General features: G+C 36.0%; 10 protein-coding genes. 9 read left to right on the top strand and 1 reads right to left on the bottom strand.

Going from position 1 to position 13,662, the window contains the following annotated elements:
- The first annotated feature begins 136 nt into the window (after window positions 1-136).
- The 9 genes from F3J23_RS13760 to F3J23_RS13720 all read left to right on the top strand — a co-directional run bounded on the left by F3J23_RS13760 (window position 137) and on the right by F3J23_RS13720 (window position 10,342).
- Window positions 137-967, top strand: coding sequence for a helix-turn-helix domain-containing protein (locus F3J23_RS13760; RefSeq protein ID WP_167029950.1), 831 nt, complete (start codon window positions 137-139; stop codon window positions 965-967).
- 46 nt (window positions 968-1,013) lie between these two features.
- Window positions 1,014-1,430: a hypothetical protein gene (locus F3J23_RS13755; protein WP_167029947.1), complete on the top strand. Its 417-nt coding sequence runs from the start codon at window positions 1,014-1,016 to the stop codon at window positions 1,428-1,430.
- 314 nt (window positions 1,431-1,744) lie between these two features.
- Window positions 1,745-2,269, top strand: a complete 525-nt coding sequence (locus F3J23_RS13750) for a hypothetical protein (protein WP_167029944.1) — start codon at window positions 1,745-1,747, stop codon at window positions 2,267-2,269.
- Between the two features lie 72 nt (window positions 2,270-2,341).
- Window positions 2,342-3,145, top strand: a complete 804-nt coding sequence (locus tag F3J23_RS13745; RefSeq protein ID WP_167029941.1) for a molecular chaperone — start codon at window positions 2,342-2,344, stop codon at window positions 3,143-3,145.
- On the top strand, window positions 3,138-4,166 hold the full coding sequence (locus F3J23_RS13740) for a hypothetical protein (RefSeq protein WP_167029938.1): 1,029 nt from the start codon (window positions 3,138-3,140) through the stop codon (window positions 4,164-4,166). Before F3J23_RS13745 ends, F3J23_RS13740 begins: the two co-directional genes overlap by 8 nt.
- A gap of 43 nt (window positions 4,167-4,209) precedes the next feature.
- A complete protein-coding gene (locus F3J23_RS13735; RefSeq protein WP_167029935.1) occupies window positions 4,210-6,966 on the top strand; it encodes a hypothetical protein in 2,757 nt (918 codons plus the stop codon).
- 297 nt (window positions 6,967-7,263) lie between these two features.
- Window positions 7,264-7,590: a nucleotide pyrophosphohydrolase gene (locus F3J23_RS13730; protein ID WP_167029932.1), complete on the top strand. Its 327-nt coding sequence runs from the start codon at window positions 7,264-7,266 to the stop codon at window positions 7,588-7,590.
- Window positions 7,591-7,597: 7 nt separating this feature from the next.
- Window positions 7,598-9,775 (top strand): DNA/RNA helicase domain-containing protein, encoded by a 2,178-nt coding sequence (locus F3J23_RS13725; RefSeq protein WP_167029929.1) that lies wholly within the window; start codon window positions 7,598-7,600, stop codon window positions 9,773-9,775.
- 207 nt (window positions 9,776-9,982) lie between these two features.
- Window positions 9,983-10,342, top strand: a complete 360-nt coding sequence (locus tag F3J23_RS13720; RefSeq protein WP_167029926.1) for a helix-turn-helix domain-containing protein — start codon at window positions 9,983-9,985, stop codon at window positions 10,340-10,342.
- Window positions 10,343-10,479: 137 nt separating this feature from the next.
- Here the strand turns inward: F3J23_RS13720 and F3J23_RS13715 are convergent, their stop codons facing one another.
- The gene (locus F3J23_RS13715; RefSeq protein WP_167029924.1) at window positions 10,480-12,948 is read right to left on the bottom strand and encodes an outer membrane beta-barrel protein; all 2,469 of its coding nucleotides are present in this window, start codon (window positions 12,946-12,948) and stop codon (window positions 10,480-10,482) included.
- Between the last annotated feature and the right edge of the window lie 714 nt (window positions 12,949-13,662).

Genomic DNA, 13,662 nt, shown 5'->3' with positions numbered 1-13,662 from the left:
GGTTATAAGCCTGTTCGGTATTTCAACACCTAGTTAACTTAATTTTTTTCTTTAAAATGCGATATTTAATAAATTTTTTATTTATTTATATCAATAATTTACAAGAGTTTTTCTTGGACAGAATGAGTAATAATGTATGTACAAAATCACGGATCAGTTAAAAAATATAGGATTCAGTATCAATCGTTTAGATTATATTATCAGTAGAAATAATAACAGAAGAGAATTAAACACATTAGAATATTTCTGTATTTACATTATTCTTGAAGATATCCATTTAACAGTAGAAAGTGTTCTTTACCCGTTAAAAAGGGGAAACATTGCTTTTGTTGGCCCGCAAAAGAATATTGTTTTTGGTGAGAACAAAAAAGCTGATGTTTATGTGATTGCTTTTTCATCCAGTTTTTATGAAAGATCAAACAAAGACAGCCTTTTTATCAATTCACAGCTTTTTTACAATTATGATTCACATATCTTTATTGCTCCGCTCATTAATATCGAACAGATGAGAGTGATCTTTATGGAACGGATGGAAAATTTCCGGAATAAGGATGAAAGCCTTTATATATCTGCGGCCCATAATGCAATAGAAAGGCTGATGCTTGATGCCTTTTTACATATTCCCACCGAAGAAATCAAAAAAGATATTAAGTTTGACTATATGTATTATGTCAACCGGTTCAAGGTGCTTTTACAACGAGATTACAAAAAAGCAAAAAAAGTTGCCTACTATGCCCAAGAGCTGAATATTTCATCCAGGAAACTGACAGAGATGACAGAATACGTACTTGGGAAAACAGCCAAGCATATTATCATCGAAAAATTGATCACAGAATGCAAAAAAGCATTAAATTTTTCCAATTCTACGATCTCTGAAATATCTTATGAGCTGGGTTTCAGCAATGAAGGAAACTTCACAAATTTCATAAAAAAACATACCGGAAAAAATCCCTCAGAAATGAAATAATTTGTATATTTACATAAATAACCTTTTGGGGAAAAATCTAGGTTATATGCTTGCAAAGTACATTTTATTCATTATATTATATTTTGCTTTTACTAAATCATTTGCACAATCAGCAGACGGCACGAGGCTAAACGTAAGGCTTTATCCCGTACAGATGCTTACGATTGGCAAAGGATTTTCGGACGATGGGAATGAAACTTTCTCACGGGAGGTTCAGTCTGTGACAATCTCAAGTCCGTCAGGGTTTCAGCTGAATGCGCAATATGATGATTATCGTGAGAAGATCGACAATCCTGAAGTTAAGAGGGAGAGATCTGATGAGTATCATCTTATCAACCATCATAAAGGAGTGGTTCAAAAGAGATATACAATTAATGATAAGATAGAAAATGCAATAAAAAATTTAATCATCAATAAAAATGATGAACCTAATTTTTTAATATTAACTCTAATTTCTCAATAAAAAAATAAGGAAGGCTTAAAAAAATCACTATGCAACGAATAGTAATTTTACAATTTATTTATTATCAATATGATAAGCATAAACAAATCTTTAGATTGATATAGCACTTCTTTTATTTTATGGTAATCTTATTGTTACTAAAATGATACTTTTTATGTTTTTAATCATAAAAAGCATTTCCTGCTGAATATTAATTTGCCTGTAAAAATTCACAAATAATAAGTAATTTTTCACAAAGACACTGATGTTCTTTGTATTTACCTTTGCAACCGCAATTTTAAAAATTATTAATACAAAAAAACGTCATTAAACCAATGAAAAATTTTATTTTAGCATCTTTTGCTCTTTTGGGATTCGCAACATTAAAGGCCCAGCAGAACGTAACTCTAAACGTAAGACTTAAACCAATTCAGACTCTTGTAGTTAACAATGCTCAGAAAATTGTAAACCTAGACTATGTAACTAAAGACGATTATGCAAACGGTGTATCTTCTGTGAATGCAGATCATTTGAGCATTTACAGCACCGGAGGTTTTCAGGTGAAAGTAAAAAGTGCTAACGCTGCTTTACAGAATGGAGGTAAAAACATCCAGGCCAACACTATACAAATTAAAGCAAGTGCCGGTTCTGAAGCTGTAAACGGTGCTCAATATGCTCAAAACGTACAATTATCTGCAAATGAAACCACTTTGGTAAGTTCAGCTAACGGAGGAGTAGATAAAAAAATCAATATTGAATATAAAGGAGCAGGAGCTAATGCTTACCTTGACAATTATATAGCTGGACAAGATCCTACTGTATATACTACTGAGCTGACGTATACTATTATTTCTCAATAATATATCATTATGTAATGATAAAGTGTTGTACCTACCACAGCACTTTATCCTCACTTAAAACTAATTTCCGTCATGAACAGATTCTCTTTTCTCCTTTTCAGCATTCTTTTCCTATTTTCTTTTCATGGATATGCACAAACAGGAGTTTCGGTTTCCCCTCCAAGACTGTACTTTGAGTCGGGAAATGGAAACAGCAATACCCAGAAAATAACGGTAACGAACGTAAGTGCAAAGAATTCTTTGGACCTCGCTGTAAGTTTGGGAGACTGGGAATATGACGGCAAAGGTGAAAATGTAACGTATCCCGCAAATACCCTTCCCACTTCCTGTGCAAGCTGGGTTTCCGTAAAAAAGGAAGACAATTACTTTACGCTGGCTCCGGGAGAAAAAAAAGATATTGATGTTACCATTACGGTACCCAATGCCCTTTCAGATCAATTGGCCGCACACACGGCCGTTTTGTATGTAAGCCAGATGAATCCTGTTGATGATGTAGATCATAAAGGTGCCAACATCAAAGTAAGCATCCGCTCGGGGATCAAGCTTTTCCATAAGCTTCCCGCAGCCAAAACCAAAAAGCTTGAGATTCAGAATCTGGTATACGGAAAACCCACCAATACAGTCAACGTTTTTTTTGAAAACCATGGAGATGTATGGGCAGATGGTAAAATATATACAGACTTTGTCAATACACAAAACGGGAAAAAAACATCGCTGGACCCGGTCATTTTTTATACAATGCCCGGAAATAAACGAGAAATGGACATTCCACTGCCGGCAGGCCTTGAAAAAGGAAAGTACACTGCTTCAGTAATGATCGATTATGGAGACAATAACAATCTGGAATTAGGAGAATTAAGTTTCAGCTATGAATAATAAAAAGCTCCTTTACCTCTTTCTGCTGGTTTCTCTAAACTGTTTCTCACAGGTAAGTTATACTTCATGGGTAAACAGTTATCTGCAGATTAATTCTTACAGCGGAAATACCAATCCCGAAGCTTATACTTTTACCTTGTCAGGCAATGGCCCGTTCAATGTTCCTTACTGGAAAATATCAATGAGGCTAAAACAACCTATCACTTCTACTGACGGAAAGTATACGATACCCGCTAACAAAATTTCATTTCAGCCGGTTTCCTCATCAGGACAGGCCTATCCAGGTCCCGTTCCTACCATTCCTCAAATCGGAATGCCATTGAACACTTTTCTTCAGGAACAACAGGAAGTCTTTTTAATTCCCCAGTCTAATGCCCCGCTCTACAACCAGCCGATACAGCCCAATGGATATTATAACCTTCAGCTGAAATACAGCATGAATGTTATGGGAGGATCTTATCTGGGAAACTACCCCTCCTGGATCAACTTTATAGCTCCCATACAGTTTACGGCGTATGACCAGTACAATAATATCATTGGCAGAACAGATCATAATTTTCAGTTCCAGATCGGAACGCTCAGCGGAACTCCTACGGATGTACCTGAAATGTCTCTTCAGTTTTCCGCAAAAGCAGTCAATGGATCACTGGAATTCAAAAGCATGTCAGATTATGTAAACGGAGTAAGTGCCACCTATACCAATGCATTGATTGTAAAAAGCAATACCAATTATCAGATCAAGCTGCGTTCTCTTCAGGGACAGTTTACCTCTCCTGCCGGAAATTTTATTCCTTTGGCAACTGTAAAACTGGATCTCACCCCCGTTTCAGGAAACAAAGGCAATGTATATTCTGTTCTCCTGAGTGCTTCTCCACAGCTTATTGCTACCGGAGGCTCTACCGGAAACTCAAGTGTATATTACGATATCAAGTATTCCACTAAAGCGAATGATGAAAGGGTGATTAATGCTAAATCAGAAGAATATTCCACAACACTTCAATACGAGATTATTCCTCAATAAACCTATGTTTCAAGACCTGTTCAAAAAAATCCTTTTCATTTTTTTGATTTCGTTTCGAATATGGATTCCGGCACAGAACAGTCCCGGAATAAGTCTTGATATCCGCAATGAATCCAGAGCAGATAAAGCAGATATTCTGGATCTTATGGTAGTACTGAACAATGAGGGTGCAACCCATTTCAAAGGAAAAGTGGAAATTAATATTCCTGACGGCTTCAGAAATATTTCCGGAAACAGTCTTCAGGTTGACATGAAACCCGGTGAGCACCTTTTCTTACCCGTAAAAATATTGGTGAGTAATAATGCAGGTTCCGGAGAAGCCCGGCTTGCTTTCCGGCTTTCGGACCAACAGAATAAAACAGTTGTAGAAAAACAAATTCTATACACTGTAACAGAGAATAATTCCATGCGTATCACCGCAGAAAATCCGGTGATCTATATGAATAAAGCCACCGATTCGGTAGAGGTTAGAGCCAGGGTTTCCAATCTTGGTAACAGGAAGCAGAATGTAACGGTTGTTTTTAAAATTCCGGAAGCTGACCAGGGTAATGCATTTATAGAGAAAAAAGGAAGTATTGGCGTACAGAAGGATTCGGTATTTATATTCCGTTTCATGCCATCCAGGATCAGATCCCGGAGTAGTCAGATTTCCGTAAATATTGCAGGTTTCAGAGAGCCAGATAGGGAAATCTTCGGCAATACCACGGTATCTATACAGAATGTTTCTTCGGTACAGCGTTATGAAGATATGGAATCTACTGCTTTTTCAAATTTCACCAAGAATACCATCACGGCAAGCTACAGACATGCCGGAGAAAATCTGGACATGTATCAACTGGTAGGTTCCGGGGGCTTCAATCTTCCTTCAGGATATCTTTTTATCCGCGGGAATATTTACACCATGAATCATCAGAGTGATCCTATTGTCAATAATACCTATCTTACCTACCATCGGGAAAACAGTGAATTCACAGTTGGAAACATCAACAAGTTACTGGAGGTTTCTATGTTTGGAAGAGGGGTTGAATACGCCTACACTTCTCCGGATAAGGATAAGAAAATTGAAGCAGGCTTCGTAGACCAGACCTTCAGCCTGATAGAAAGAAATTCATTTCTGAAGTATGGCTATGGATTTTATACCAGAGGCGTTCTCGGAGCGCAAAATGCTTCCCGGAATATCTCCGGAACTTATATTTTCAGGAATGATCCTTATGAAAAGGCAAGACACCATGTAGCAGGAACAGATATTCAGTCTGCATTCGGTAAAGACTGGAAAATGAATACAAAAATCTACGGCGGATTAAGTTTCTACGAAAACAATCAGCCCACCAAACCTTCTTTGGCTTTGGAATCTCAATATTCAGGAATGATCAAGAAGATCAGCCTGAACGGAAACTATTTCTACAGCACAGATTATTACCCCGGAAACAGACGCGGGATCTTACAGATTCAGCAGAACTTTTCCACGATGATTTTCAAAGACCATTATGTATATGCCAACATTATGGCCTCCCAGTTTTCGCCTAAATTTTATTTTTACAACAATACTCTCAATTCAAGCAATATAAGACTGGATGCGGGAATCAACTTTCCTAAAAAAGGTAATTTCGGAATGGGGTTCGGGTATCAGTACCAGGAAGAGAATTCCAACTCTTACAATAATTTTTTCAATGCCCAGCCTTACGAGGACACGAAACAGCTAAAGGCACAACGCCTTACCGAATATCTTACCTGGCTGAGTCCTGATAAGCAACACTCTTCCATCCTGAGTATGGAAACAGGGCTTGTTCGTTATCCGGACAATGATAAACCTCAGTACCAGATGAGAGTAAGCGGAACGTACAGCTACAAATGGCTTACCCTGAATGGTATTTATCAGCATGGAAGTTATTTCCTTTCTGAATATGCTTTTTCAAAGATGCTAAATAAAAGCAATACCTACGAAAAGCTTTCCCTTTCTGCTTTCGTCAATAAAAACTTCTTCGACAACAAGCTGAACATAACCTCAGGAGTTTCTTACACCGACGATATTTTGTACGGAAAATCTCCTTCAGGCTTTTTAAATCTGAAATATTCAAGGGAAAAGTACGCCCTGTATCTGAACTCTTCCTACTTCAATTATTCTTCGGGAAGTTTCAACAATAATCTTTTTACGATTGAAGCCGGTGTTACCGTTAATCTTAGAAACAGTACGCTGGACCCCGGTAAGAAAGGAGACATCAAAGCTTTTGTATATTACGATCTGAACGAAAATAATATCTATGATGAAGGCGACAAAGAAGCGGCAGGTTATCTTATTATGCTGAATACCATTTCTTTTAAAACCGATCCATCAGGTTATATCAGCTACCGTTCTATCCCATACGGAAAATATGCACTGAAACAGGTAATCCAGCAAGGCTGGTATTATGATGAAACCGAGTTTACAGTAGACAAACACCACTACTCTCTTGAAATCCCTCTTCATCAAAACGGAACCACCCAGGGAAAAGTGACCTACGATTTCGACACCAAAACAGCAGTAGATTTCACTCCGAAAACCGGAGGTATTCTGTTCAATATCTATCGCAATGATCAGTTAGTACAACACATCATGACCGATGACAACGGAGAATTTGCCTCCTTCCTACCCTCCGGAAACTACAGGATTGAGCTGAACAAAAACTCCCTGCCTACCAATACCTACTGCGACCGCTCTACAGCTGCCTTCAAAGTGGAAGCAGGGAAAATAGCTCAATTAGAACCTTTTGTGATTAAGGTGAGGGAGAAGGTGATTAGGGTGAAGAAGTTTGGGAGTTAAAACTATTGTATAGCTTATTTACGCTTCGTTACTCTTTATAATACAATCTACTTTTTGCTAGATACTATGGCAATGGCTGTAGAATAAGCATACTAATGAGTGTTTAGTCTGTGCTGTTTGTGTATTCTTATTGAGATAAAAATTATTTAATTAAATAGTGGAAATAAAATATTTGTACATCAGAATATTCATATATTTAACCCTAAACCGTTGGAGAAAACTAATAATTTTGAGATAATTATCCTTAAGATTTACTATTTTTAAACATTAAATAGATTTCACTTTATTAATAATGCTATGGTAGATAAAAGTACAATAGAAAAACTACTTAAGTTTCGAGATGAAAGGGATTGGGAACAATTCCATAATTCAAAAGATCTAGCACTTGCTTTATCGATTGAAGCATCAGAACTATTGGAGGTTTTTTTATGGAAAAAAAACGAAGATTTTAATAAAGATAAACTAGAAGAAGAATTGGCAGATGTATTTATGTATGGGATACTCCTTGCAAATAAAAATAATATAGATATCAATAACATTATTCTAAAGAAATTACAGAGAAATAATGAGAAATATCCAGTAGAAAAAGCAAAGGGAAAATCAAATAAGTACGATGATTTGTAGTAAAAAAATGAAGAATTTTACAATTACAGAGGAATACGATTTTGATCACCTCACAGAAACAAAAATAAACAACAATCACAGAGATTACTTATCTTGGCCAATAGTTTATTTTTTGAAAAATAAAAATACTAAAACGGCTTATGTAGGGGAGACTACAGATGTACTAACAAGAATAAACACTCACCTAAAATCTGAAGAAAAGAAGCAGCTTTCATCGGTAAATCTTATTTTAAGCAATTTATTCCATAAATCTGCCACTTTAGATTTAGAATCAAATCTTATCAAGTACATTTCTGCTGACGGGCAATATACCTTACAAAATGGTAACCTTGGTATTGCTAATCATCAATATCATGAAAAGAAAGTGTATTGGGATTTATTCAAAGATATTTGGGATGAACTCAGACAACTCGGCATATCTCGACACTCTCTGGATTTTATTAATAATTCAGACCTTTTTAAATATTCTCCTTATAAATCTCTTTCCAAAGAACAAATTAAAGGATTGAAAATGATTCTGAACTGTTTATTGGATGAAAATGCTAAAGTTAGTCTTATTCATGGAGGAGCTGGAACAGGTAAATCTATTTTAGCCATTTTTTTATTTAAACTACTAAAAACAAATTTAGAAGATTTTAATTATGCTGATTTTGATGAAGATGACGATGAACTTTTCCTTTTATTAAAAAGGGTTAAAGAGAAGTTTACTGATTTAAATATGGCACTGGTAATTCCAATGGCATCATTCAGAAAAACTATTTCCAATGTTTTCAAGAATGTAAACGGTTTATCAAGAAAGATGGTGATAGGACCTTCAGATTTAGCACAAAACAAATATGATCTTATTATAGTTGACGAAGGGCATCGTTTAAGAAGACGAGTAAATTTAGGTTCATACTTTGGAACATTTGATCGTAATTGTGAAAAGTTAGGTTTAGATAAGTTTAAAGCTTCCGAATTGGATTGGGTTACTCTACAAAGTAATAAATCTATTATTTTTTATGATCAATATCAATCTATAAAACCTTCAGATGCCCTTAAAGAAAGTTTTAACAAATTAGAATTGAACCCATCAACACGCGTTGAAAAACTAAAAACTCAGCTTCGGGTACGTGGTGGAAATAACTATATAAGGTTAATTCATAAAATTTTTGATGCACCTTCCACTCTTTCCTTACAGCCATATAAAACAGATGACTACGAATTCTATCTTTTCGATGACTTGTCTCAAATGATTGACAGAATAAAAGCCAAAAATGAGCTTCATGGTTTATCGAGAATGGTTGCAGGATATGCTTGGGAATGGGTATCAAACAAAAATACTGAAGCTTATGATATCATTATTGGTGAAAATCAATTAAGATGGAACAGTACTTCTGTAGATTGGGTAAATTCAATCAATTCTATAAATGAGGTAGGATGCATTCATACCACACAAGGTTATGATTTGAATTATACAGGAGTTATTATAGGGCCAGAATTGGACTATGATTTTGCATCTGGAAAATTAACTGTTGATAAGCAAAAGTACAAAGATAAAAATGGTAAAAATTCTATTCAAAACGAAGAAGAATTACTAGATTTCATTATCAATATTTATAAGACTATATTGTTGAGAGGAATCGAAGGTACTTATATTTATACATGCAATGAAAATTTGAGACGTTTTCTTCAGCAATTTATTCAACCTTACAACTCCTCCGCAGAAGAAAAATTAATACAAATTACCAATACTCCTACAAAAAGCTCAATTCCTTTCTATGATTTAAATATTGCAGCAGGCTCTTTTTCTGATATCCAAGAAATAGAAAATGTAAAATATATTGAACTAGATAGCTTATATAATAGAGATGACTATTTTGCATGCACTGTAGTAGGTGAATCTATGAATAAAATCATCCCTAACGGGAGTATTTGTTTGTTCAAAAAATATAGCGGAGGTTCTCGTAATGGCTTAATTACTCTAGTTGAAGGAAGAAACATTACTGACTTAGAATTTGGGAGTAACTACACTATTAAAGAATATTCCAGCAAAAAATCAACTGATGAAGAAGGATGGCATCATGAAGAAATAGTATTGATGCCAAAATCCAATGATTCCAGCTTTGAATCAATCATTCTTAGAGATGAGGAAACAGTTGATTTTAAGGTTCTAGGTATATTCGTGAAAGTATTGAAAAAATAAAAAAGGTTCAGCACACCCTGAACCTTTTTATATCTGAAATCATACCTTCTCAATCTACCCCTCCGATTTCCCCATCACCTCATCCTTCTTTGACCTTCTCCTGGCCGCGGAAAGGTCAATATCATTAGCTGCATTTATACTTCACAAATACAAAACTGCCACAATCCAACTAAATTTTCTCTATATTTGTAAAAACACGCTCCCCCTATGGAAAAGCTAAAAAATCTAAGAAAGCAGAGAGGTTACACACAAGATTATATGTCTAAAATTTTATCTACAGATGTTTCTAACTACTGTAGAAAAGAAAATGGTGAAGTAAGAATCTATGATGATGAATGGGAAAAGCTTGCCAAAGCTTTGGATGTACCAGTTGAAGAGATCAAAGAAGAAAGAAGTGCAAATATTGTTAATTTTAATGACACTTCAACTAATTCTGGACCTTTTATGAATACTTATTTAAATATTCCAGAATACATTTTAGAAAATCAACAGGAATATATTAAGCTTTTAAAAGAACAAATTGAGTCTCTAAAACAGGAGGTACAAAGTCTTAAATCAAAAAAATAAATCTGTATTTCTCTAAAGAAAAACAGATCTTATCTATAACTATACAGCTTCAATGAAGCTGTATTTTTTTATTTTAAAATTCCTTACTTACAATTTCTCATATCATTCCTTTAATTCAATTACTATAAAATATCAGTTTAATTCCCCGATCCCGGCCCATTCAAATACTCATTACTGATATCCTTCTCCTTTTTAAAATCCATTTTCCCGAATTTATAACTGAAGCTGATTCCAAAGGAACGATAAGGCAGATCTCTTACCGAATAAGACTGATAGTCGCCGGTATCCACGGTGGTTACCTGTCGGATATACTTATTGAACGGATTGGTCATCGTAAAGCCTATGCTAGCTTTTTTGTTCCAGAACTCTTTTCTGCCCGCAAAAGTATAAGTAATGGATTGCGGATTTTTACCCTGGATATTTTTGGCCGCTGAGTTGTAATTTCCAAATACCTCGAGTACAAAGTTCTTCGGAAACTGATAATTAAGATTAAGATTGGCACGATAGCGCATTCCCATATCCAGGTTCCCTACATAAGTATGACTCACAATATAGCGGTGGAATACCATGATATTACTTCTCAGGTTCAGCTTATTCTGGAAAAAAGGAAGTGAGACAGAAACAATTCCCCCGGAGTTATATTCCTTACCGATATTATCCCTTGCAGTAACGGATACATTGGTATATTCAGTTCCATTGGCTGTAAAGGTGGGATAAAATGTGGTGATCTGTTTTAAATCCTGACTGTTGATACGCTCTACAAGTGACAGGGAAATATTCCCGCCGTTAGTAAAATTCTTAGTGTAACCTAGCTCCATATTATCTCCTATTTCAGGCTTCAGAGCCGGATTTCCGGTGGTAATATTATGAGGGTCACTGATGTTTAAAAATGGATTGAGCTCTGTATACTCAGGTCTTTCTACTCTTCTTGTGTAAGAAAATTTCAAAGTTTCACCACTTTCAAACTTATGAGACAGAATAAATGACGGAACCAGCAACCCATAAGACGGGATATTCGTATCCGGGAAATCTATTTTTAAATGTGTGTACTCATACCGTAAGCCTGCCCTTACATCCAGCCAATTAAATAATGAAAGCTTTGAAGAAAAATAGGCCGCATAGATTCCCATATCATAATTTAAATGATAAGACTGCAGCGGATCTGTTTCATACTGCCCCGATAAAGTATTCAGTACATGCACATCCGTTACATTGGTGATATGCTGTTGTACAGTTTTCGCTCCCATTTCAAAGGTTATGTTATCATTCAAGGGATGCACATAATCTATGGATAGGTTATGGCTGTTATCCGTTCCCGGATTATTTCCGGAAATCCCATTGTATGGAGAGGCAGCTCCCATAAGGCTTTGAGTCTGAATATAACTGCTTTTCGGAGAACCATAACTGAACACATAATCAGCAGTAAGCTCCTGCCCTTCTTTCTTAAAAGTTTTTCTGAAACTCAAGCTTCCATCTATGGAACGAACAGAGGATTGATTGTCTGAAGTTCTGTTCCCAAGAATAGATTCCACATTCGAGGAATTATAATCCGTGATATACTGCTGTTGGCTGATCAGTCCCGTGCTTTTATTCGAGAAGCTGTTAAAAGAGAGTGAACCGCTTAAAGAACTGGATTTGCTCATAGACCAATCGAAGCCCAAGCCTGTTCTGTAGCCGTGTCTTTCAAAATCGGTATAGCCATCCTGTAATAAATGAGTTCCTGTATTGGAAGTAACATCCCTGGAAGTCCGGTCCTGGGAAAAAGGAGTCTTCGCCTTTAGTTGTGCATTTCCACTGAAAAAGGCATTCATGCTGAAACTGTTGTTTTTATAGTTCAGATTCAGAGAGCCCGTTTCAAATAATGTTCCGCCAGTAGCATTCACAATTCCATTGATCCCTTTTACTTTATTGTCCTTTAAAATGATATTGATGATTCCTCCGGTACCCTGCGCATCATATTTTGCACCAGGACTGGAAACCACCTCAATACTTTTAATCTGGCTTGCCGGAATAGATGCCAGTGCATCCGCCAGACTGTTCCCGAATATACTGGACGGCTTTCCGTTAATAAGAAATCTGATATTAGAATTCCCCTGAAGCTCTACATTGCCATCCGCATCCACTGTTACCTGTGGTACTTTTCTCAATACATCAATAGCAGCACCATTTTGTGATGTCACATCATTAGCCGCATTGAACACAATTTTGTCAACTTTATTCTCAATAACTGCTTTTTTACCCACAATGGTTACTCCTTCCAAAGCTGTTTCAGTGCTTGTAAGCTGAATATCTCCCAGTACAGCATTTGTCGTATTACTGTCAATCTGAATTTCAGAAGTCGTTTTATTTTTATATCCCGCATAGAAAACAGCTACTTTATAGGCCCCAAAAGGGATATTATCTATGGTAAATTCACCTTTCCCATTGGAAATAGCTCCGTTGATCTCTTTATTGTTTTGGAGCAGGCCTATGCTTGCACTGCTTATTCCGTTTCCTGTACCGGCATCTACTACTCTTCCGGTGATTTTCCCATAGTTAATGGTCTGTTGTGCATTGACTATGCATATAGAAAACAGCATGGCCAATAGAATTGATAATTGTTTCACAGTCATATTAAAATTACAGCACAAAAATGGAACTCAATTTAGTAGAAATTCTGAATTATCAGTTAAAATAATTTGAATACAATAGCTTTTGGCTAAAGCCCGTTCTTATTGAATACTTTTTCTCGCGGATTTTACTGATTACGCAGATTATTATTTCCAAAGTTTATCCGCCTATTATTGTCATTCCGGAGGAATCTAAATAATGTATTCAAGTTTAGGGAAGACCCGCTTCCACTAAATTTCTGCAGCACACCAAAATATAAACGCTTCATCATAAAAGCAGGAGCGTAGATTCCTACGGAATGACAAGGTTAACGTATATGTGATGTGTATTGATTAATTGCCTATAATACCGTTCAATCCTTAGCTATCCTCATAGTCTGTCATTCCGTAGGAATCCAGATAGCACATTTAACTTTAGGTTAAAGCCAGTTCTTATTGAATACTTTTTCTCGCTGATTTTGCAGATTACACAGATTATTATTTCCAAAGTTTATCCGCCTATTATTGTCATTCCGGAGGAATCTAAATAATGTATTCAAGTTTAGGGAAGACCCGCTTCCACTAAATTTCTGCAGTACACCAAGATATAAACGCTTCATCATAAAAGCAGGAGCGTAGATTCCTACGGAATGACAAGGTTAACGTGTATGTGATGGGTATTGATTAATTGCCTATAATACCGTTCAATCCTTAGCTATCCTCATAGTCTGT

The organism is Chryseobacterium sp. Tr-659, from assembly GCF_011752975.1.
Lineage (GTDB): Bacteria > Bacteroidota > Bacteroidia > Flavobacteriales > Weeksellaceae > Chryseobacterium.
This window is presented reverse-complemented; position numbering and strand designations above follow the sequence as displayed.